This is a genomic window from Paucibacter sp. DJ2R-2 (assembly GCF_025717675.1).
GTDB lineage: Bacteria > Pseudomonadota > Gammaproteobacteria > Burkholderiales > Burkholderiaceae_C > Paucibacter_A.
The window spans coordinates 1,108,991-1,130,914 of the sequence record NZ_JAJIRT010000001.1 but is presented as its reverse complement, the minus strand read 5'-3'; the positions used below and the strand labels follow the sequence as shown (position 1 = coordinate 1,130,914).

Below are 21,924 nucleotides of genomic sequence, written 5' to 3'. Positions count from 1 at the left end.
ACGGCCTGCAGTCTGACTGGGTGGGCTTGCCATGACGGTGCTCAAGAACGTCAAGCAGGAGCTGGGCCGCTTCCGCCTGCGCTTGCTGGCCGCGGCGGCGTTTGTGCTGTTCTGCTTCGGCCTGCTGTTGGCGCGGCTGGTCTTTTTGCAGGTGATCCAGCATGAAAGCCTGTCGGACCGGGCCGAGTCCAACCGCATCACGGTCGTGCCCATCGTCCCCAACCGTGGCCTGATCAAGGACCGCAATGGCATCGTCCTGGCCAGCAATTACTCGGCTTACACCTTGGAAATCACGCCCTCCAAGGTGCCCGATCTGGAGACCACCATCGACGCCCTGGCCCAGGTGATCGAGGTGCAGCCGCGCGATCGCCGCCGCTTCAAGCGGCTGATGAGCGAGAACAAGAATTTCGAGTCCCTGCCGATCCGCACCAAGCTGAGCGAGGCCGAGGTGGCTCGCTTCACCGCCCAGCGCTTCCGCTTCCCCGGCGTCGAGATCAAGGCGCGGCTGTTCCGCAGCTACCCCCTGGGCGAGGTCGGTGCCCACTTGATCGGCTATATCGGCCGCATCAACCAGGCCGAGAAGAAAGCCATGGACGATTGGGAGGACGAGGACATCGCCAACTACCGTGGCACCGAGTACATCGGCAAGCTGGGCCTGGAGCAGAGCTACGAGCGCGAGCTGCATGGCATCACCGGTTTCGAGCAGGTGGAGACCAGCGCCGGCGGCCGCGCTGTGCGCCGCCTGGCCCACCGACCGCCGACCCCGGGCAACACGCTGATGCTGTCCATCGACATTCGCCTGCAGGCCCTGGTGGAAGAGCTCTACAAGGACCGGCGCGGTGCCCTGGTGGCCATCGACCCGCGCAATGGCGAGGTGCTGGCCTTTGTCTCCAAGCCCACCTTTGACCCCAATCTTTTCGTTGATGGCATTGACGCCGACAGTTGGCGCGATCTCAACGAAGACCTGGATAAACCGCTGCTGAACCGCGCGCTACGCGGCACTTACCCGCCCGGCTCGACCTTCAAGCCCTTCATGGCCATGGCCGCGCTCAACAGCGGCAAACGTGCGCCCGGCACCATCGTCATGGACAACCTGACCTACAGCTTTGGTGGCCGCACCTTCGGCAGCCCGGAGACCGACCGGCCCGGGCCCAAGGACATGCGCCTGGCCATCGTCAGCTCGTCCAATGTCTACTTCTACAGCCTGGCCAACGAGATGGGCGTGGACTTGATTCACGACGAACTCGAACCCTTCGGCTTCGGCCGCAAGACCGAGATCGATGTGCAGGGCGAGGTCACGGGTGTGCTGCCCTCGCAGGCCTGGAAGCGCCGCTACTTTGCCCGCAACCCGGCGAACCAGAAGTGGTTTGCCGGTGAGACCATCTCGCTGGGCATTGGCCAGGGCTACAACAACTTCACCATGTTGCAGATCGCCACCGCCGTATCCACCCTGTCGACCGGCGGCCAGCGCTTCAAGCCGCGCCTGGTGCGCGAAATCGAAGATGTGGTGCGCCATGAGCAGCGCCGCATCGCCAGCGACGCCCTGCCGCCCCTGGCCCTCAAGCCCGAGCAGGTCGATGTGATCCGCAATGCCATGCACGGGGTGACCATCGAAGGCACTTCGCGCGCTGCCTTCAACGGCGCCGGCTATCGAAGTGGCGGCAAGACCGGTACGGCGCAGGCCATTGGCTTGCGCGCCGGCGAGCGTTACAAGGACATCAAGGCCGATGAGCGCAAGCGCGACCATTCGCTCTACATCGCCTTTGCGCCGCTGGAGGAGCCCACCATCGCCCTGGCCGTGATCGTCGAGAACGCCGGTTTTGGCTCCACTTCGGCCGCGCCGATCGCGCGCCGGGTCTTTGATTTCATGTTGATGGGTCAGTACCCCAGCGAGGAAGACATCGCCTTGACCCAGCTGGGCAAGACCACCGCGCCCGTGGGCCAGCCACGTCGCATCGAGCAGGTGCCCTTGCCGGGTCAGGCGCCGGTGGCGGGGGCAGTCGCCGCTTCGGGCAGCCTGCCGGCGGCCTCGCCGGCTTCGGCCGCCAGTTCTGCGCCAGCCGCGCCCCTGCCAGCCAGCGCTGCCAAGCCCCCTGCGCCCAAGCCAGCCGCTTCAGGAGCCCGCCCATGAGCGCCAATGCCTTCAATGGCCCGAACTGGTGGCAGCGTCTGCGGCCCTGGTTCAGCGGCTTCGACCTGCCTCTTCTGCTGGCCATCGCCTGGCTGATGGGTCTGGGCATGGTGTGCATGTATTCGGCCGGTTACGACCACGGCACACGATTTGTCGATCATGGCCGCAACACCTTGCTGGCCATCATCATCATTTTCCTGGTCGCCCAAGTGCCGCCTCAGCGCATGATGGCCTTGGCCATGCCGCTCTATGTGGTGGGGGTGACGCTGCTGCTGGCTACGGCCATGTTTGGCATCACCAAAAAAGGGGCGACACGCTGGCTCAACGTCGGTGTGACTCAGATCCAGCCCTCGGAGATCCTCAAGATTGCCGTGCCATTGATGCTGGCCTGGTGGTTCCAGAAGCGTGAGGGGCAGCTGCGCCTGCCGGACTTTGTGGCCGCTTTCGTGCTGCTGGCGATCCCGGTGGGACTGGTGGCCAAGCAGCCGGACCTGGGCACGTCCATCCTGGTGCTGAGCACCGGCATGTATGTGATCTTCTTTGCTGGCCTGTCCTGGCGGCTGATCATTCCAGCCTTTGTGCTGGCTGGGGCGGCCGTCACCGCCTTGGTGATGAGCGAGGAGGCGATCTGCCAGCCCGATGTGACCTGGCCGGTGCTGCGTGAATATCAAAAGAACCGTGTCTGCACCTTGCTGGACCCGACCAAGGACCCGCTCGGCAAAGGCTTCCACATCATCCAGGGCGAGATCGCCATCGGCTCCGGTGGCCTGACCGGCAAGGGCTTCATGAAGGGCACGCAGACCCATCTGGAGTTCATCCCCGAACGCACCACCGACTTCATCTTTGCCGCCTATGGCGAGGAGTTCGGTCTGTTCGGCGCGCTCGGCTTGCTGGCTGGCTTCACCGCGCTGATCATGCGCGGCTTGATGATTGCATCGGACGCGCCCACCCTGTTTTCACGCTTGATGGCGGGCGCCATCACGCTGAGCTTCTTCACCTATGTCTTCGTCAATATGGGCATGGTCAGCGGCATCCTGCCCGTGGTCGGCGTGCCCCTGCCCTTCATCAGCTATGGCGGCACCGCCATGGTGACCCTGGGCTTCGGCCTTGGCTTGCTGATGTCGATTGCGAAATCGCGGCGCTTCAATCAGTCCTGAACTGGGCTCATGGGTCGGGAGTGGAAGCGCACCGTGAAGCGGGCGCCTGGTCCCTGGCCATCGGCCTCGGGCTGTTGCCCGGGGCGGCGCGGCCGCGTGTCGTCCAGCGTCAGTTCCGCCTCATGCTGTTGCGCGATCTCGCGCACGATGGCCAGGCCCAGGCCGGACCCATCCACATTGGTTCCCAGCGCCCGGTAGAAGGGCTGGAAGACCTTGTCCCGTTCGCTTTCCGGAATGCCCGGTCCTGAGTCCTCGACTTGCAGCACACAGACTTGGCCGAAAGGGTCCTCGACGATGCGCACGGTGACCGTGCCACCGGGCGGCGTGTAGAGCAGGGCGTTGTCGACCAGGTTGCGGATCAGCTCCCGGATCAGCAGTCCATGGCCGAGCAGGCTCAGGCTGCATGCATCGGGCTCCGGGCCTTCGTAGCCCAGGTCGATGCGCTTGTCTAAGGCGCGCGGCACGAAGTCGCGCACGGTTTCTGTGGCCAACTCGGCCAGGTTGACTTCGCTGCGCTGCGCCGCATGTTCCTGGTCCTCGGCGCGGGCCATGGCTAGCAGCTGGTTGACCATGTGCGCGGCGCGCTGGCTGGACAAGGCAATCTGCTGCAAGGAGCGTTTGAGTTCGGCTGGCTCGCTGCGCCCTTCGTCGATCTCGCGCTGGGCGAATTCGGCCTGGGTGCGCAGACCGGCCAGTGGAGTCTTGAGTTGGTGGGCAGCGTCGGCCAGGAAATGCTTCTGGCTGCTGATGGACTGGTCCAGGCGTGCGAGCAAGTCATTGATGGCACGCACCAGGGGAGCGACTTCGTCCGGGATGCGGCGTTCGTCGATGGGGCTGAGGTCCGAGCTCTCTCGCGAGCGGATGCGCCGCTGCAGCTCGTTGAGCGGCGCGATGCCGCGCGCCAAGGCCAGCCAGACCAGCAGCACCGCCAGAGGCAGGATCACGAACTGCGGCAGGATCACGCCTTTGATGATTTCGTTGGTCAGGCGCGAGCGCTTGCCCAGGGTTTCGGCCACCTGCACCAGCATAGTCTGGGTGCTCCCGGCCATGCCTTCGGGCGCGACCCAAAGGTAGGCCACGCGCACGCGCTCGCTGCCCATGTCTTCATCGCGGAAATGCAGCTCCCAGGGCACGATGACATCGTCCTCGGGCGGCACGGGCAGCTTGGCGTCGCCGTTGAGCAATTCTCCGCGCAGGCCCAGCACCTGGTAATAGACCGTGTCGGTCTCGTCGGCGCGCAGCAGGGCGGCCGCTTCGGGCGCCAGGGCATAGCGCGAGCGCGCACTTCGACCCTCGGCCAGCGGTGCTGCCGAGGCCACTTGCAGGCCCAGGGTGCGGGCCATCTCGCCGAGCTCGCGATCGTAAGGGCGGCTGGCAATGCCTTGCGCCACCAGCCAGGTCAGGGCCACGCTGATCGGCCAGATCAGCAGCAGCGGCGCGAGCATCCAGTCCAGGATCTCGCCGAACAGCGAGCGTTGGCCGGTTTCAGCCGCCATGGCCGGGGCTCCAGTCGTGAGCGAGGGGCATCAGGCGCCGGGCTGGATCTTCTCCAGGCAGTAGCCCAGGCCGCGCACCGTGGCGATGCGGATTGGGCCTTGCTCGATCTTCTTGCGCAGGCGGTGGATGTAAACCTCAATCGCGTTGTTGCTGACTTCTTCGCCCCACTCGCAGAGGCGTTCGACCAGCTGGTCCTTGCTGACGAGTCGGCCGGCGCGTTGCAGCAGGACTTCCAGCAAGCTCAACTCGCGCGCAGACAGCTCAATCATCTGCTCGTTGATATAGGCCACCCGCCCAGTCGCATCGAAGCTCAAAGGCCCATGCTTGATGACGCTGGACGCGGTGCCCAGGCCGCGCGGGTCAAGGCGCGCACACGGGCTTCCAGCTCTTGCAGCGAGAAGGGCTTGGCCATGTAGTCGTCGGCGCCCAGGTCCAGGCCTTTGACGCGCTGCTCGACGCTGTCCGCCGCCGTCAGAATCAGCACCGGCATGGACGAGCCGCGTGCGCGCAGCTTGCGCAAGACCTCCAGGCCATGCAGCCGCGGCAGGCCCAGGTCCAGGATCACCAGGTCGAATTCGTGCGAAGCAAGGGCCGCATCGGCCTCGGTGCCGCTGCCGACCTGATCCACCGCATAGCCGGAAGCGCGCAGGGAGCGCAACAAGGCATCGGCCAGGACTTGGTCATCTTCGGCTATCAGGATGCGCATGCGTGTCTCTCCGTCACTCTTGGTCGTGGGCCGTGGTCATTCATTCTAGGGACAGCGCCGGCCCTCCCGATCTTGTCAGCAGGGGTCTGACAAACTACTGTACAAACATACAGATTGCGCCATAATCCGCCCAGACCTTTTCAGGAGAACAAATCATGGATGCCCCCGTCAAAGCGCTCAACACCGAAAAAGCCAAGGCTCTGCAAGCCGCTCTCAGCCAGATCGAGAAACAGTTTGGCAAGGGCTCCATCATGCGCCTGGGCGAAGGCGAGGTGATCGAGGACATCCAGGTGGTTTCCACCGGTTCGCTGGGTCTGGACATCGCTCTGGGCGTTGGCGGCCTGCCGCGCGGCCGCGTGGTCGAGATCTATGGCCCGGAGTCTTCGGGCAAGACCACGCTGACCCTGCAGGTCATCGCCGAAATGCAAAAGCTGGCCGGCACCTGCGCCTTCATCGACGCCGAGCATGCCCTGGACATCCAGTACGCTCAAAAGCTGGGTGTCAATTTGCAAGAGCTGCTGATCAGCCAGCCGGACACCGGTGAGCAGGCCCTAGAGATCGTTGATGCCCTGGTGCGCTCCGGCTCCGTGGACCTGATCGTGATCGACTCGGTTGCCGCGTTGACGCCCAAGGCAGAGCTGGAAGGCGAAATGGGCGACTCCCTGCCCGGCCTGCAAGCCCGCCTGATGAGCCAGGCCCTGCGCAAGCTGACCGCCACCATCAAGAAGACCAACTGCATGGTCATCTTCATCAACCAGATCCGTATGAAGATCGGCGTGATGTTCGGCAGCCCCGAAACCACGACCGGCGGCAATGCGCTCAAGTTCTACGCCTCGGTGCGCCTGGACATCCGCCGCATCGGCTCGATCAAGAAGGGCGATGACGTCATCGGCAGCGAAACCAAGGTCAAGGTCGTCAAGAACAAGGTCTCGCCACCGTTCAAGACGGCCGAGTTCGACATCCTCTACGGTGAAGGCATCAGCCGCGAGGGCGAGATCATCGATATGGGTGTGGTCGCCAAGGTGGTCGAGAAGTCCGGCTCCTGGTATGCCTACCAGGGCGAAAAGATCGGCCAAGGCAAGGACAACGCGCGCGAATTTCTGCGCGAGAACCCCGATGTCAGCCGTGAGATCGAGAACCGCATCCGCGAGTCGCTCGGCGTCGCGCCGATGAACAAGGCCGGCGGCGCGGCTGAGTAAGAGGGCGCGGCAAGAGCCCGGTGCCATGCGCCGCTTGGGCTCTTGCATCACGGGCTCTATGCCGCCTGTCATTCCCTGTTGGTCGCCTGTACTTTCACGGCACTCCCTTCCTTTGCATGAAAGCCGGCAAGCCCCTTTCCCTCAAGGCTCGCGCGATTGCGCTGCTGGCCCAGCGGGAGCACAGCCGGGCGGAGCTGCGGCGCAAGCTGCTGCGCATTGCGCGCGAGTTGCGCGCGGTTCAGCAGCGCCAGGCAGCCGCCGCAGCTGAGCCTGCTGCAGGCCTGGCTGCTTGGTTCGTGCCCGAGCCCTGCTCAGAAACAGGGGTCGATGCGCAGGGTCAGGCCGAAAGCCCCGACGAAGACATCGACGAGGATGGCGGCGAAGCCGACGTCGGAGCTGAAGTCGATGCCCTGCTGCTGTTCCTGCAGGAGCGCGGGTATCTGAGCGAACAGCGTTTTGTCGACGCCCGCGTTCATGCCCGTGCGGCCCGTTTCGGCAGCCAACGCATCAAGCTGGAGCTCGCCCAGCATGGTTTGCAGCTCAGCGGCGACCAGCTGGCCTCGCTCAAGGACAGTGAGATTGAGCGCGCGCGAGCCGTCTGGCTGCGCAAGTTCGGTGGGCAATGGCCCGAGGATGCCGCCACGCGGGCCAAGCACGCCCGATTTCTGATCGGCCGCGGCTTTGGCGGCGAGTCGGTCCGGCGTGTTTTGCGCGGCCCGGTCGAGGCGGACGACTGAATCACTCGTATCGAGATGGTGGGTGCCAAGTCTCTTGACCCAGCTCAAACTTGTGGGCTTTGCTGACCTTTCGCCACGCCTCCGGCTGTGGCGCCGACAGCTTCGTGAAAGCCTTTGTGCAGTGCGACATGCTACATTCTCGCCCTGCGCAAATGCCCGGCGGGGTGTGGTTTGATGCCGTCCGCTGCGGGTTTGCGAAGCCGTTTTGCCACCCATGCCCCTCCCATTTCCCACCTCCGAGCGCCGTTTGCTGCACCGCCGCGCCATCGATGTGCAGATCTATGCACGCGATGACGGCCTCTATGAGGTCGAGGCGGGTTTGACGGACGTCAAGACGCGCGATCTGCCCTTGGCCAGCGGTTTGCGCTTGGCTGGCGATCCGATTCACGCCATGCAGTTAGTCTTGACCGTGGATGCCGACTTGCAAATTCATGCGGCCCGTTCGACCACCAACTGGTCGCCCTATGCCGGTGTGTGTGATCAGCATGGTGATGCCTACGCTCGCCTGGTCGGCCTGAATCTGATGAAAGGCTTTCGGCTCGGCGTCAAGGAGCGCCTGGCTGGCGTCAAGGGCTGTACCCACCTGACCGAGCTGTGCCAGATTCTCCCCACGGCCGTGATCCAGGCCTTTGCCGGCCTGGTTCTCGACGTGCGCGAAGGCAGTGCCGACGGTCAACCTCCGTTTCAGCTGGATCGCTGCCATGCGCTGCGTCGCGATGGCGATGTGGTCCGAAACCATTACCCTCGCTGGTATCGCAGCGCCGACGCGGCCGCAAGGCCCGCCGCCGTCGTCGCGATGCCCGCCTCCTCTTCCTGACTTTCCTCACAAGCGAGACCCCTATGAAGATTCACGAGTACCAGGGCAAGGAAATCCTGCGCCAGTTCGGCGTGCCGGTGCCGCGCGGCATCCCCGCATTCACGGTGCAAGAAGCCGTCGAAGCAGCACAGAAGCTGGGCGGCCCGGTTTGGGTGGTCAAGGCCCAGATCCACGCCGGTGGCCGTGGCAAGGGCGGCGGCGTCAAGCTCGGCCGTTCGCTGGAAGATGTGAAGGCACTCGCCGAGCAGATCCTGGGTATGCAGCTGGTCACGCACCAGACTGGCCCGGTGGGCCAGAAGGTTCGTCGCCTCTACATTGAAGACGGCGCTGACATCAAGAACGAACTCTATGTGTCCCTGGTCACCGACCGCGGCACCCAGAAGGTCGCTTTCATCGCCTCCAGCGAAGGCGGTATGGACATCGAAGAGGTCGCCCACTCGACACCCGAGAAGATCATCACCGAGATGATCGACCCGCTGGTGGGCCTGACCGCCGAGCAAAGCAAGAAGATCGCCGCTGCCATCGGTCTCACCGGAGCGTCGGTCGACCAAGCCGTCGACATCTTCGCCAAGCTCTACAAGTGCTACATGGACACCGACGCGTCGTTGGTGGAAATCAACCCGCTGAACTGCGACTCCAAGGGCAATCTGATCGCCCTGGACGCCAAGTTCAACTTCGACTCCAACGCCCTGTTCCGTCACCCGGAAATCGTCGCTTACCGCGATCTGGACGAAGAAGATCCGGCTGAAGTGGAAGCCTCCAAGTTCGATCTGGCTTACATCAGCCTGGACGGCAATATCGGCTGCCTGGTGAACGGCGCCGGTCTGGCCATGTCGACCATGGACACCATCAAGCTGTTCGGCGGCGAGCCGGCCAACTTCCTGGACGTGGGCGGTGGTGCCACCGCCGAGAAGGTCACCGAAGCCTTCAAGATCATGTTGAAGAACCCTGAAGTGAAGGGCATCCTGGTCAACATCTTCGGCGGCATCATGAAGTGCGACACCATCGCCGAAGGCGTGATCACAGCCTGCAAGGCCGTGAACCTGTCCGTGCCCTTGGTCGTGCGCATGAAGGGCACCAACGAAGAGCTGGGCAAGAAGATGCTGGCCGAATCCGGCCTGCCCATCATCGCCGCCGACACCATGGCCGAAGCCGCGACCAAGATCGTCGCCGCTGTTGCCTGAGTCTGCCTAAGCCCACGCAAGGAAAAAAATCATGTCGATTTACATCAACAAAGACACCAAGGTCATCACCCAGGGCATCACCGGCAAGACCGGCCAGTTCCACACCCTGGGCTGCCAAGCCTATGCCAATGGCAAGAACGCCTTCGTGGCGGGCGTGAACCCCAAGAAGGCCGGCGAGAAGTTCTCGGACATCCCAATCTACGCCACCGTCAAGGAAGCTGCTTCGCAAACCGGCGCGACCGTGTCGGTGATCTATGTGCCGCCCGCCGGTGCTGCGGCCGCCATCTGGGAAGCTGTGGAGGCCGACCTGGACCTGGCCATCTGCATCACGGAAGGCATCCCCGTCCGTGACATGCTGGAAATCCGCAACAAGATGAAGGCCAAGGAAGCTGCTGGCGGCAAGAAGACCTTGCTGCTGGGCCCCAACTGCCCCGGCCTGATCACGCCTGAAGAAATCAAGATCGGCATCATGCCCGGTCACATCCACCGCAAGGGTCGCATTGGCGTGGTCTCGCGCTCGGGCACGCTGACGTACGAAGCCGTGGCTCAGCTGACCGAAATCGGCCTGGGTCAGTCCAGCGCCGTCGGTATCGGTGGTGACCCGATCAACGGTCTGAAGCACATCGATGTGATGCAAGCCTTCAACGACGATCCGGACACCGACGCCGTGATCATGATCGGCGAGATCGGCGGCCCCGATGAAGCCGAAGCCGCTCGCTGGTGCAAGCTGAACATGAAGAAGCCGGTGGTTGGTTTCATCGCTGGCGTGACCGCCCCTCCGGGCAAGCGCATGGGCCATGCCGGTGCACTGATCGCGGGCGGTGCCGACACGGCCGACGCCAAGCTGGCCATCATGGAAGAGTGCGGCTTCACCATCACGCGCAATCCGTCCGAGATGGCCAAGCTGCTGAAGGCCCTGCTCTGATCTGAGCTGAGTGCCGTGCCGGCCGCTGGGCGAATGCGTAATTTCACGCATCGAAGTCCGGATCGGCTGGCGGCAGACTGCACGCACGCCGTGCATCGACATGTGAAAAGGGGCATCAGCCCCTTTTTTCATGGGTGCATGCTTTGAACCATGCCTTCGCTATAGTGGGGCGGCAAGTGCCTGACCCGGCATTTCCATCCTGCGGGCAGCAACTTTAGATATCTCAATGGACACTTTGACGAGTCCCGAATTTTGGTTGGCTGTCGGCCAGATCATCATGATCGACATCCTGCTGGGTGGCGATAACGCGGTGGTGATCGCCTTGGCTTGCCGCAAGCTGCCGGACGCTCAGCGCACCAAGGGCATCATCTGGGGCACGGCCGGCGCCATCGTGCTGCGGGTCGTGTTGATCTTCTTCGCACTGACGCTGTTGCAGGTCCCCTTCCTGAAAATTGTCGGCGCGGCTCTGCTGCTCTGGATTGGCATCAAGCTGCTGGTGCCCGAAGATGAAGACGAGCACGGCAATATTCAGGCAAGCGACAAGCTGTGGGCGGCGGTCAAGACTGTGATCGTGGCTGACTTCGTGATGAGTCTGGACAATGTCATCGCCATCGCTGGCGCGGCCCAGAGCAGTGGCGGCGACCATCAAATGCCGCTGGTCATCTTCGGCCTGCTGGTCTCGATTCCCATCATCGTTTGGGGCAGCCAGCTGGTGATCAAGCTGATGGACCGGTTCCCGGTGGTGATCACTGTGGGCGCCATGCTGCTGGGCTGGATTGCCGGCACCATGATGGTTGGTGACCCGGCCCTGGCCAGCTGGGTACCGACGGTCGAAGGCGGCAAGCCGGGCAGTGTGGCCGTACTGCCGGCGCTGCATTACGGTGCAGGCGTGGCCGGTGCTCTGTTGGTGCTGTTGAGCGGCAAGTGGATCGCGGGCCGCCGCGTCCGCAGCGACTGACGGGCTAGGCGCGCTGCGGCGCATTCTTGGAGAGGCGGGCGAGGCATGGCGGGTTTCTGGAAGCGATGGCTGGGCAAGCCCGAGTCGGTGGAGGGGGAGCCCTCGACCGTGCCTGAGGCGTATCAGTCTTCGATGCCGGCTGGCCCGGGCTTGCAGGCTTATGAGTTGCAGGGCGAGTTGGGCCGCGGCGCGATGGCGGTGGTGCATCTGGCGCGCGAGCGTGCCACGGGACGAATGGTTGCCATCAAGCGTCTGGCTCTGCAGCGTGAGTTCGCGGCGGAAGACCTAGTCGACGTGCAGCAGCGCTTCATGCGTGAAGCACGTGCGGCAGGCCACTTGCAGCACCCCGACATCCTGCAGGTGCTGGATGCTGGCGAGGCCGGCCCCGACGCTTGGATTGCCATGGAGTACGTCCAAGGCCGTGACCTGAGCCATCACACCCGGACGGCTCAGCTTCTGCCGGTGCCTGAGGTGTTGCAGATTGCGCGGCGTCTCGCACGCGCGCTGGACTATGCCCATGGCCAGGGCGTGGTCCATCGCGACATCAAGCCGGCCAATGTCATGCTGGATCGGGAACGCGGAATTCTGAAGCTCATGGATTTCGGCATCGCCCGCATTGCCGATGGCAGCCGCACCCGGACCGGTCTGGTCCTGGGTACGCCGTCCTTCATGTCGCCCGAACAATTGGCTGGCCTCAAGGTCGACGGTCGCAGCGATCTCTACTCGCTGGGTGCCATGGTCTATCAGTTGCTGACCGGCCATCTGCCGCACCAGTCCGACTCCATGGCCAAACTGATGTACCAGATTGCCAATGAGCCTCCGGCCGATGTGCGGCACCATCGCCCCGAACTGCCCGAGTCCCTGGCCCTGGTGCTGGCTTTGGCGCTCGAGAAGCGGCCCGAGCTGCGCTACGCCAGCGGCGCGCAGATGGCCCAGGATCTGGAGGCGGTGATTGCACAATGGCCGGCCGGCCCCGCGCGTGGCCCTGTCCTGGCGCCGGCCGACACGAGCCCGGCCCCTGCGCCCGCGGCGCCGCCGGAGCACGCGGACCCTTTTGCACAAACAGTCCGCTTGAATACGGCGGAAGCAGTGCAAAATCCCCCCGCATCGCAACCAGACACAAAGCCATGACCCTGGAGTTCTTCAGCGCCACCGATGTCGGCCGCGCACGCGACAACAACGAGGACTCGGTCGCACTGGATGAGTCCGTGGGCTTGGCCGTGCTGGCCGATGGCATGGGCGGCTATAACGCCGGTGAAGTGGCGAGTCAGATGCTGACCGGCTTCATTCGCGCCGAACTGGGTCGCTGGTTGAAGGAGTCCGGCGCCAGCGCCAGCGCCAGCGACGTCCGGCGGGCCATGGACATCTGCGTGGACAACGCCAACCGCGCCATCTTCAACGCCGCCAATACCAACCCGCGTTATGCCGGCATGGGCACGACCTTGGTGCTTGGGGTGTTCCGGCCCGAGGGTTTGTTGCTGGGCCATGTCGGCGACTCTCGCGCCTACCGGCTGCGCGGCGGCCAACTGACGCAGATCAGTCGTGACCATTCCTTGCTGCAGGAGCAGTTGGATGCTGGCTTGCTGACACCTGAAGAGGCCGTATTCTCCAGCAACAAGAATCTGGTGACCCGGGCGGTTGGCGTGGAGGACGCGGTGATGCTGGAGCTGCATCAGCACGAGCTTCAGCCCGGTGATCTCTACCTGTTCTGCTCGGACGGGCTGTCCGACATGCTGGACGATGACGCCTTGCGCCAGTTGTTGATAAACCACCCTTCGCTGTCGGAAGCGGCTCAAGCCCTGATAGATGGGGCCAATGACATGGGCGGCCGGGATAATATCGCGCTGGTGCTGGTTCGCGCCGAAGGCCGTGTGCGGTCGGAAGGTCGGGCCTGGTGGCCGTTTGGCAAACGCTGATGGGCTGGTTTTCGGCCGTGAGGCCTGTCGTGACCGGCTGCTGGCTCAGGCATCGTTGAGAGCAGTCCAAACTCTTGCGGCGCACTGAGAGTTGCCGCCAACACAAGCAATAAGACAACAGGATCGAGGTCAAAGCATGGGCAAGCTGGTGGTGTCGCTCGACGGCGTGGTGATCAAGGACGTGCAGATCACGAAAGACAAGACCACGCTCGGGCGCCGGCCCTACAACGATATCGTGATCGACAATCTGGCGGTCAGCGGCGAGCACGCCGTGCTGCAGATGGTCGGCGCGGATGTCTTCATTGAAGACCTCAACTCCACCAACGGCACGTATATCAACGGCAAGGCGATCAAGAAGCAGCTGCTGGCCAATAACGACATCGTCGAGATCGGCAAGTACAAGATCAAGTTCCTGCTGGAGGACAGCGGCGACTACGAGAAGACCATGATTCTCAAGCCGGGCTCTGGTGCCCCCAGCGGTTTCGGCCTGCCTTCCTCTTTCGGCTCTTTGCCTTCGGCGGCCGCGGCGGCCCCAGCGACTATCCGGGTTCTGACTGGCGCTGCTGCAGGGCGGGAAGTCAGTCTGACCAAGGTCGTCACCACGGTTGGCAAACCCGGCGTGCAGGTGGCCTCCATCACCAAGCGCCCCAGCGGCTATGTGTTCGCCCATGTGGAAGGGGCTGCACGGCCCACAGTCAACGGCGTGCCTCTGACCGGCGAATCTGTGGCCTTGAAGAGCGGCGATGTGATCGAGTTGGCCGGCACGCAGATGCAGTTCGTGCAGGGCTGAGCTTCGCTCGGAACCAGGCCGCGTTTGCGGCCTCAGTGAATACACCAGAACTGGGTTTACCCTGCTCTCGCAGGCGCCCTTGCTTGCTTGCTGCCGGGCACAATTGCCGCAGCAAGCAGCAGGGCGAGCGTGGCCGCGCCTGTGTGAGCCTTGCCTGCAGCCGGCCGCACCATTGAGCATAAAGATGGCGAGACGAGGGGGTCTTTGAACAGGCGGTTGCGCAGGCGTACTTTGGTGTCCAACTCTCATCGAAAGGCCGCTGTGAGTTTCTCAAGCCCCTCCGCAGCCGAACCCTCGCTGGAGCCGCCTACCTCATCGCTGCGGCAGCGTAGCTCGTGGATGATCGTGTTGATCTCCGCCTTGCTGGTCGCCGGCACCGATGCCGTCCTTCTGCAGCATCAGTCGCAGCTGCGAAGCGAGGCCTTCGAGGCCGAGCTGCAGGCCTTGCCGCAGACCTATGGCGAGGCGCTGGCCGGCAGCCTCAGTGTGGACCCGTCGGGCAGCGACAGTACCCGGCAGTTGCTCAAAAAGTTGCAGTCCCGGCCCGGCATCCTGGCGATCGAGCTGAAGACCGGATCAGGCGTGGCCCTTGCCAGTGGCGACCCGGCCGCGCGCGCGCAGGCCGATGTTCGCCAAATCGATTTCGAACTGGGTCCGCCGGCGTCGGGCGGCGCCCTACTTCAAGTGTTGGCCCAAGAGCAGGCCATGCAACACGCATTCTGGCGCGATGCCTGGCCCGCCATCGTGCTGCGCGATCTGGTTCTGGTGCTTCTTCTCAGCCTGAGTGTGATCGTCGTGCTGGACCGCATGATGCTGCGGCCCCTGCGCCGCCTGGCGGACCGGGCCGATCAGTTAGACAGCAGTCAGAGCCCACTGGACTTGTTGGCCTCCGCGCCGGGCGTACAGAGCTCGGAGCTGTCGCGGGTCGCCCGCTCTCTGATGCGCGCGCACCATGGCGTGTGGCTGCGTTGGCAAGATGAACAGCAGCAGGTGCTGCAGTTGCAACAACAGGTGCAGAGCCAGGCCGCGCAGTTGCAGGCTGCGGCGCTGAGCCTGGAGCAGAAAAACCGGGAGCTGGGCAGCCTCAGCCGCAGCGATGCGCTGACCGGCTTGGCCAATCGCAGAGAATTTGATGAGGCCTTGCGGCGTGAGTTCAAGCGTGCGCAGCGGCAACGCGGCCAGCTCGCTTTGGCCGTACTCGATCTTGATCACTTCAAGCGCTACAACGAGCTGCATGGCGCCGCAGTCGGCGACCAGGCGCTGCAGCGTTTCGCCCAGTTGCTCAGCGAGCGATTCAAACGCGACACCGACTTCGTGGCCCGGCTGGGCGGCGAGGAGTTTGTAGCTTTGCTGCCCGGTTTCGGCCTGGACGTCACCCAGGAGCTGATGGAGCAGTTGAGCGAGGAATTGCGTGCCTTGCGTTTACCTCACGGCGGTAGCGCAGATGAGGGGCCAGGACTGACGGTCAGCATTGGCCTTGCAGCCTATTCGCCGGCCCATCCCTATTTGAGCCCGCAGTCTTTGATGCAGGCGGCCGACGAGGCGCTCTACATCGCCAAGCATGCGGGGCGTGACCGTATCAGCTTGGCTTCATCGAGCAGTCTGGCCGAGCGCGCCTGAGCGCAAAGAAGCGCCTCAGCGCTCGTGTTCGCTGGCCTGCTGCAGTTGTTCGACCACCCGACGGGCGGCCCTCAGCACCAGGGCTTCGTCGAGTGAGGCTTGGGGAGCGATCTCGTGCGCGACTTCTTCCAGGCGCTCGGGCTCGCTCAGCAGGACCGAGGCGACGGTGGAAATGGCGCTGACGCCCCGGCGTTGCAGGGCTTCGGGCATTTTCAAGGTGCTCTGCACTTCCACATGGTGACGCACGCTGGCCACGGCGGCCGGCGCCAGGCCCCAGCTTTCGCACAAGGCCGCGCCCAGTGCGTCGTGGCTGACGCCAAATGCCGTGTGCTCCAGCTGCACCAATTCGGCGTCTGAACCGGCAGCGCGCAGCATGGCCGGGTAGTGTGCGGACGCGTGCCGGTAGAGCACGGCCTTGCCGCACTCCTCGAACAAACCCGCCGAATGCGCCGCCCAAGGGTCCACGCCCAGCATCTGGCCGATGCGCCCCATCATCACGCCGCGCTCGGAGGCCCGCTTCCAGACCGGCTCGAGTTCGGCGGCGGGGGGAAAGGCGGCCCGCAGACCCATTTCAAAGGTGATGGCCGAAACCTCGCGCATGCCCAGATAGGTCAGCGCCTGATGCACCGTCTGCACCCGGCCACGCAGGCCGTAAAGCGATGAATTGACGGCCTTCAAAACGGCCGCGGCGAGCGCCATATCGGTCTCAATGAGGGCGGACATGGCCGGCAGGTCGATGTCTTCGGCCGCCATCAGCAGTGACAGTTTGACCAGCACCTCGGGCTGGGTCGGAATTTCGATGTCTAGCGTGCGCAAATCTGGATCAACTGGCATGGTGTACTTTCCTTCCCCTGGTTGCCGCAATGGTAGCGGGACTGGCGCCGGGCCTGGTTACAAAAAGCTCAGCGGAAGAAGGCGTCCCAGGCGGTTTTGAGGATCAGCGCTGAGACCACGGCGATGAACATGCTGCGCACAAAGCCGGCCCCGCGCGCCAGGGCCATGCGGGTGCCGAACAAGCTGCCGACAACATTCGCCACGGCCATCACCGCGGCGACCTGCCACCAGATGTGGCCAGTGCTGCCGAACAGGAGCAGGGCCGCGGCATTGGTGGCGGTGTTCATCAGCTTGGCCGTGGCCGAGGCGTGCAAGAAGTCGTAGCCCAGCAAGCGCACGAACAAGAAGACGAAGAAGCTGCCTGTGCCCGGGCCGAAGAAGCCGTCGTACAGGCCGATCAGCAAGGCAATGGAACCCGCCACCAGGGTTTCGCGCCGGCCCTGGTAGCGCGGCGCATGGTGGCGGCCCAGGTCTTTGCGCATCAAGGTGTAGGCCAGCACGGCCAGCAGAACCAGGGGCAGGGCGCGGCGCAGAAAGCCGGGGTCAACCTGGGTGACGGCCCAGGCGCCGCCGAAGCCACCCAACATGGCCAGGCCGGCGGCCGGCAACAAGGCGTTCCAGTTCAGCTGCACCTTCTTGGCGTATTGGAATGTGGCCCAGGCCGTGCCCCAGATCGAGGCTCCCTTGTTGGTACCGAACAAGGTTGCGGGCGCCGTCTGAGGGTAGACGCTGAACAGCGCCGGCACCAGCACCAAGCCGCCGCCGCCCACCACGGCATCGATGAATCCGGCCAGCAGGGAGGCGAGGGCGACAGTCAGCAAATCCATGGGCAGCGCGGAGCGAGCAGGTGGGGTAGAGGGAGGCGCGGCCAGTAAAGCAGATGCGCAAGTAAAACGGGCACCTGAAGCCAGTTCAGGTGCCCGTCCATTGTGACTGTGTCACTTTATGCGTCGTTCTTGCACTACAACTTGAGTTTGTCTCCTCAGCCCCGCCTAGCACCTGCCGTTCGCACAGCTTGTGCATCGAGTGAGGCAAATGTAGGCAGTGCGGGCTGTGCACGCACTTGGGGTTTTTACGGGCGCATCGCACCAAGTTAGGGAAGTTGGCGTGTGCACACTTGTTGTTACGCCCCAGTAAACTGACAAATCGAGAAGAAGTCGACGCCCCGACCTGGGGCTGTACCCTTGTCAAACCGGGGGTACCGACAGGTCCAGCTCACCACCATATGTCTCATTTATGCACAGCCGGAGCAGGGGAAGACTGGACAGCCGCTCAGGGTAAGTCACTTGCAATTCTTGACCGCTGGCAAGCCCTGCTTGTGGAACCATTCAGGCCATGGAGATTTTTGCGTTTGTCATGAAGATGCCCCGCTTGCTTTTGAGCTGTGCAGGCCGTTCATGGGGTTTGTTTGCAGCCCGCCCGGCCTTGATGGCTGCCTTCGTCGTGTCATTGACTTTAAGCCTCACCGGCTGTGGCGGAGGCGGGGGCGGCAGTACGGACAGCCCGCCGCCCACGCCCGTCCCGAATGCCAACAGCACTTACGGGCTGAACTTGCCTCGCGCTGGTTTGGCCGCAGCCGATTTGGCCGTTCTTGTGGCCGAGGGTGATGTGCTCGGCGAGGCCATTGCCGCCTATTACCTGAGTGCGCGCAATGTGCCGGCGACAAACCTGATCCGGGTCAAATTGCCGACCAAGGGCGATGCCATCTCCGCGACCGACTTCGCCGCCGTAAAAGCTGAGATCGACGCCAAGTTGCCGGCCGGCATCCAGGCTCAGTTGTTGACCTGGACTGCTCCCTCGCGCGTGGTCGGCAGTTGTGCCATGGGTATCACCAGCGCCCTGGCTTTTGGTTATGACGCGAAGTACTGCGTGCCCAACGCGGCTTGCGTCAACACCCAGGCTTCGCCGCTGTACGACTCTGAGTCCCGGCGCCCTTGGACAGACCACCAGATCCGGCCGGCCATGATGCTCGGCGCTCGCAGTCTTGACGCGGCCAAGGTCTTGATCGATCGAGGGGTCAAGGCCGATGCCAGTCAGCCGCAGGGTGATGGGTATCTGTTGAACACGAGCGATATCTTCCGCAACACCCGCGCGGTCGACTTTCGGGCCCTGCCGGATTCCTGGGCCGGACGGCTCAAGCTCATCTACCAGGACAACTCAGCCGGCGGATCCAAGGACACGGTGGAGAACCAAACCGGGCTGCTTTTCTATTTCACCGGGCTACCGATCACACCGGGTTTGGCCAGTAACAGCTACCTGCCGGGAGCGGTGGGCGACTCGCTGACCTCGTATGCGGCCCAGCTGCCCGATGCCCGGGGTCAGACAACAGTGCTCAATTGGCTTGATGCCGGCTTGACCGGCAGCTACGGCACTGTTGAAGAGCCCTGCAATTTCAACCAGAAGTTCCCCAAGGCCTCGGTGCTGATCGATCAGTACTACCGAGGCGCGAGCCTGATCGAAGCCTATTGGAAGTCGCTGCAGTCGCCGGGGCAAGGTCTGTTTGTGGGCGAGCCTCTGGCCCGGCCGTTTGCCGACCTGCCGAGCTTCAAGCTCGAAGGCGGCCAGTATCTGATCAGCAGCCGGGCCTTGCGTCCTGCAGCGACCTACACCCTCGACTACCAAATTGGTGCGGCGGGCAACTGGATCACCCTGGCCAGTTTCAAGCCGACCAAGGCCGAAATCCAGAACCTGAGCGCGCCCCTACCTCCGGCAACCGCCACCGCCCTGCGTTGGCGCGGCCCTTGCCCGACGCAAAGCAGTCAGCAGTGCACGCTGGCCATCAGCCCCTGACGGCTTGGGGCTTGTCGCGAACATGAAATGAGGGCGGCTGGCAAAATGGCACACCCTGCCGGCCCCGCCCCCATGACCCTGACGCCTTCGACGCCCACTCTGTCCAGCGCTTTTCGCGTGTTGTCGGTCATCCCGCCGATGACCCAGCTGAACACGCCGTATCCGTCCACGGCCTATCTGACCGGCTTTCTTCGCTCTCGCCAGATCGATGCGGTGCAGGAGGACTTGGCTCTGGCCCTGATGCTGCAGCTGTTCTCGCGCGCAGGCCTGCTGGCCTTGCGCGAACGCATCCAGGCCCTGGCGCCCGAACAGCGCACGCCCATGGTTCAGGGTTTTGACGTCTACTTTGACCGTTATCTCTCGACCATCACGCCGACCATCGCCTTTCTGCAAGGGCGCGATCCGACCCTGGCCCACCGGATCAACAGCCGCGCCTTCTTGCCCGAAGGGCCGCGTTTCGATTCGCTCGATGCCTATGTGGACGAAGACGGCGGCGACCCGCTGGCCTGGGCTTTTGGTGCCCTGGGCCTGCAGGACCGGGCCCGCCACCTGGCCACGCTCTATCTGAACGACCTGGCCGATGTCTTGCGCGATGCTGTGGACCCTCGCTTCGAGTTCGTCCGCTATGCCGAGTCCCTGGCCACCAGCCAGCCGACCTTCGAGCCTCTGGCCGAGGCCCTGGCTGCGCCCTTGAACCTGGTCGACGAGAGCCTGCGCGAATTGGCGCTGGCTTCAGTGGCCAAGCACCAGCCGCAACTGGTGCTGATCTCGGTGCCTTTCCCGGGCGCGGTCTACGCGGCCTTCCGCATCGCCCAGGCGATCAAGGCCGAACACCCTGGCGTGGTGCTGGCCTTGGGTGGCGGCTTCGTCAACACCGAGCTGCGCGAGCTCAGCGAGCCGCGTGTGTTCGACTACTTCGACTACTTGACCTTGGACGCCGGTGAGCGCCCCTTGCTGGCGCTGCTGGAGCATCTGCAAGGCCAGCGCTCGCGTCAGCGCCTGGTGCGCACCTTTGTGCGCGAGGACGATCGGGTGCGCTATATCAATTTCGTCGAGCCCGACATCGCGTTTGCCGAGGTGGGCACGCCGACCTGGGACGGCCTGCCCCTGGATCGCTACCTGTCCCTGCTGGACATGCTCAACCCCATGAACCGGCTCTGGTCGGATGGGCGCTGGAACAAGTTGACCGTGGCCCATGGCTGCTACTGGAAGAAGTGCAGCTTCTGCGATGTCAGCCTCGACTACATCTCGCGCTATGAGGGCGCGTCGGCCGCGACCCTGGTGGACCGCATCGAGGCCATCGTCGCCGAGACCGGCCAGACGGGCTTCCATTTCGTCGACGAAGCCGCGCCGCCCAAGGCCTTGAAAGCGCTCGCCGCTGAGTTGCAGGCGCGCCAACTGGGCATTTCCTGGTGGGGCAATATCCGTTTCGAGAAATCCTTCAACCCCGAGCTCTGTCAGCAGCTGGCCGACAGCGGCTGCATCGCCATCTCGGGTGGGCTCGAGGTTGCCTCCGACCGCTTGCTGAACCTGATGAAGAAGGGTGTGTCGGTGGACCAGGTCGCGCGCGTGACCAAGGCCTTCACCGACGCCGGCATCCTGGTCCATGCCTACCTGATGTACGGCTTCCCGACCCAGACCGTGCAGGACACGGTCGACGCGCTCGAGTACGTGCGCCAGCTGTTCGAAAACGGCTGCATTCAAAGCGGTTTTTTCCACCGCTTTGCCTGCACCGTGCATTCGCCCGTGGGCCAGAAGCCCGAAGACTTCGGCGTCAGCCTGCTGCCTTTGCCGCCCAGCCCTTTTGCCAAAAACGATGTCGGTTTTGTCGACCCCACGGGCGTGGACCACGATGTCTTGGGTCAGGCGCTCAAGAAAGCCATCTACAACTACATGCACGGCATCGGTCTGGAGCAGGATGTGCGCAGCTGGTTCAGCATCAAGGTGCCTAAGACCACGGTGGCGCGGCACCGAATCGCTCGCGCCTTAACTCAGGCGCATTGACGGTCGGGACGAGTCGGCACGCGTGCCTGCCGCTCACCCAGCCAGGCGCTGAAGGCCTGCAGCAGAGGCTCGTAACGCTCGGGCTGTGCCTCCAGGCTTTGCAAGGCCAGCACGGCCGCCTCCAGGGTCGAGCGTTGCTCGGCCCGCTCGGCTTTGCGGTGGGCGGCATAGCGCGAGGGTGGTGGCTGTTGCAGGACCAGTCGGGGCAGGGCTTGCAGGGCCGGGTTGAGCAGCAGCATCTTGCGGCTTTTGCGCCAGGTGGCGTCGATCACGACCAAGCGCAGCGGCCTGGCATCGTCTGCGATGACCTCAAACACCGGGCTGGTTTGGCCCGGTGTCGGCGGGTAGAGCAGCAGAGTACGCCGCCCGTCTGCCGCGAGCGCGGCTTGCAAAGCGCCCGCCTCGAATTGCTCGCCCACCCACAGCCGGCAATGCGCCAGGCTCAGGCGCAGCAGGCGCGCCGAGCCCTTGGATTGATGTTGCTCTTGCGGGTGTTGCAGCAGCAGCATCTCCACCGGGTTGTCGATCGCCTGGGTCCAGCGGCACAGGCAGGCGCTGGCCGGCAGTTCGCAGCGCCTGCACAGCACCCGCTCGGCGGGTGAAGAAACACATGAATCGGAAGGCTCGGTCGGCATGTCAGCCGAGATCAGAACACAGGC

General features: G+C 64.0%; 18 protein-coding genes and 2 pseudogenes. 15 read left to right on the top strand and 5 right to left on the bottom strand.

Translation table 11 applies throughout. From position 1 onward, the window contains the following. The first annotated feature begins 31 nt into the window (after positions 1 to 31). Positions 32 to 2,131 carry a penicillin-binding protein 2 gene (mrdA, locus tag LNV28_RS04905; protein WP_263516216.1) on the top strand — a complete coding sequence of 700 codons (2,100 nt, stop codon included), beginning with the start codon at positions 32 to 34 and terminating at the stop codon, positions 2,129 to 2,131. Then, positions 2,128 to 3,288, top strand: a complete 1,161-nt coding sequence (gene rodA, locus LNV28_RS04900) for a rod shape-determining protein RodA (RefSeq protein WP_263516217.1) — start codon at positions 2,128 to 2,130, stop codon at positions 3,286 to 3,288. The genes mrdA and rodA overlap by 4 nt, the downstream gene beginning before the upstream one ends. On the opposite strand, the gene LNV28_RS04895 is transcribed toward rodA, so the two are convergent. Then, positions 3,279 to 4,784: a sensor histidine kinase gene (locus LNV28_RS04895; protein ID WP_263516218.1), complete on the bottom strand. Its 1,506-nt coding sequence runs from the start codon at positions 4,782 to 4,784 to the stop codon at positions 3,279 to 3,281. The genes rodA and LNV28_RS04895 overlap by 10 nt on opposite strands. Positions 4,785 to 4,814: 30 nt before the next feature. Further along, a pseudogene (locus LNV28_RS04890) lies at positions 4,815 to 5,491 on the bottom strand (response regulator transcription factor). 155 nt (positions 5,492 to 5,646) lie between these two features. On the opposite strand from LNV28_RS04890, the gene recA reads away from it, so the two are divergent. The 11 genes and pseudogenes from recA to LNV28_RS04835 all read left to right on the top strand — a co-directional run bounded on the left by recA (position 5,647) and on the right by LNV28_RS04835 (position 15,637). Next, the gene (gene recA / locus LNV28_RS04885; protein WP_263516220.1) at positions 5,647 to 6,690 is read left to right on the top strand and encodes a recombinase RecA; all 1,044 of its coding nucleotides are present in this window, start codon (positions 5,647 to 5,649) and stop codon (positions 6,688 to 6,690) included. A gap of 116 nt (positions 6,691 to 6,806) precedes the next feature. Then, positions 6,807 to 6,932: pseudogene (locus tag LNV28_RS25150) on the top strand (recombination regulator RecX); the annotation flags it as partial. A 54-nt stretch (positions 6,933 to 6,986) separates the two neighbouring features. Further along, entirely contained in the window at positions 6,987 to 7,427 is a 441-nt protein-coding gene (locus LNV28_RS04875; protein ID WP_263517132.1) for a regulatory protein RecX, read from the top strand. 214 nt (positions 7,428 to 7,641) lie between these two features. Continuing rightward, on the top strand, positions 7,642 to 8,244 hold the full coding sequence (locus LNV28_RS04870; RefSeq protein ID WP_263516221.1) for a DUF2889 domain-containing protein: 603 nt from the start codon (positions 7,642 to 7,644) through the stop codon (positions 8,242 to 8,244). Between the two features lie 23 nt (positions 8,245 to 8,267). Further along, complete coding sequence (gene sucC / locus LNV28_RS04865; RefSeq protein ID WP_263516222.1) at positions 8,268 to 9,428, top strand: ADP-forming succinate--CoA ligase subunit beta; 1,161 nt, start codon at positions 8,268 to 8,270, stop codon at positions 9,426 to 9,428. Positions 9,429 to 9,459: 31 nt separating this feature from the next. After that, positions 9,460 to 10,353, top strand: a complete 894-nt coding sequence (gene sucD, locus LNV28_RS04860) for a succinate--CoA ligase subunit alpha (protein WP_263516223.1) — start codon at positions 9,460 to 9,462, stop codon at positions 10,351 to 10,353. A gap of 226 nt (positions 10,354 to 10,579) precedes the next feature. Further along, a complete protein-coding gene (locus tag LNV28_RS04855; protein WP_263516224.1) occupies positions 10,580 to 11,311 on the top strand; it encodes a TerC family protein in 732 nt (243 codons plus the stop codon). Between the two features lie 45 nt (positions 11,312 to 11,356). Next, positions 11,357 to 12,442, top strand: a complete 1,086-nt coding sequence (locus LNV28_RS04850) for a serine/threonine-protein kinase (RefSeq protein WP_263516225.1) — start codon at positions 11,357 to 11,359, stop codon at positions 12,440 to 12,442. Beyond that, complete coding sequence (locus LNV28_RS04845; RefSeq protein ID WP_263516226.1) at positions 12,439 to 13,227, top strand: Stp1/IreP family PP2C-type Ser/Thr phosphatase; 789 nt, start codon at positions 12,439 to 12,441, stop codon at positions 13,225 to 13,227. The genes LNV28_RS04850 and LNV28_RS04845 overlap by 4 nt, the downstream gene beginning before the upstream one ends. Positions 13,228 to 13,363: 136 nt before the next feature. Next, positions 13,364 to 14,017: an FHA domain-containing protein gene (locus LNV28_RS04840; protein ID WP_263516227.1), complete on the top strand. Its 654-nt coding sequence runs from the start codon at positions 13,364 to 13,366 to the stop codon at positions 14,015 to 14,017. Between the two features lie 345 nt (positions 14,018 to 14,362). Further along, positions 14,363 to 15,637 carry a GGDEF domain-containing protein gene (locus LNV28_RS04835; RefSeq protein ID WP_263568740.1) on the top strand — a complete coding sequence of 425 codons (1,275 nt, stop codon included), beginning with the start codon at positions 14,363 to 14,365 and terminating at the stop codon, positions 15,635 to 15,637. A gap of 15 nt (positions 15,638 to 15,652) precedes the next feature. On the opposite strand, the gene LNV28_RS04830 is transcribed toward LNV28_RS04835, so the two are convergent. Next, positions 15,653 to 16,471, bottom strand: a complete 819-nt coding sequence (locus tag LNV28_RS04830; RefSeq protein ID WP_263516229.1) for an HDOD domain-containing protein — start codon at positions 16,469 to 16,471, stop codon at positions 15,653 to 15,655. Between the two features lie 68 nt (positions 16,472 to 16,539). Further along, a complete protein-coding gene (locus tag LNV28_RS04825) occupies positions 16,540 to 17,298 on the bottom strand; it encodes a sulfite exporter TauE/SafE family protein (RefSeq protein WP_263516230.1) in 759 nt (252 codons plus the stop codon). A 754-nt stretch (positions 17,299 to 18,052) separates the two neighbouring features. On the opposite strand from LNV28_RS04825, the gene LNV28_RS04820 reads away from it, so the two are divergent. Continuing rightward, a complete protein-coding gene (locus LNV28_RS04820; RefSeq protein ID WP_263516231.1) occupies positions 18,053 to 19,261 on the top strand; it encodes a TIGR03790 family protein in 1,209 nt (402 codons plus the stop codon). A 72-nt stretch (positions 19,262 to 19,333) separates the two neighbouring features. Beyond that, positions 19,334 to 21,265 (top strand): B12-binding domain-containing radical SAM protein, encoded by a 1,932-nt coding sequence (locus LNV28_RS04815; RefSeq protein ID WP_263516232.1) that lies wholly within the window; start codon positions 19,334 to 19,336, stop codon positions 21,263 to 21,265. Here the strand turns inward: LNV28_RS04815 and LNV28_RS04810 are convergent. Continuing rightward, positions 21,253 to 21,900, bottom strand: coding sequence for a tRNA-uridine aminocarboxypropyltransferase (locus LNV28_RS04810; RefSeq protein WP_263516233.1), 648 nt, complete (start codon positions 21,898 to 21,900; stop codon positions 21,253 to 21,255). The genes LNV28_RS04815 and LNV28_RS04810 overlap by 13 nt on opposite strands. Between the last annotated feature and the right edge of the window lie 24 nt (positions 21,901 to 21,924).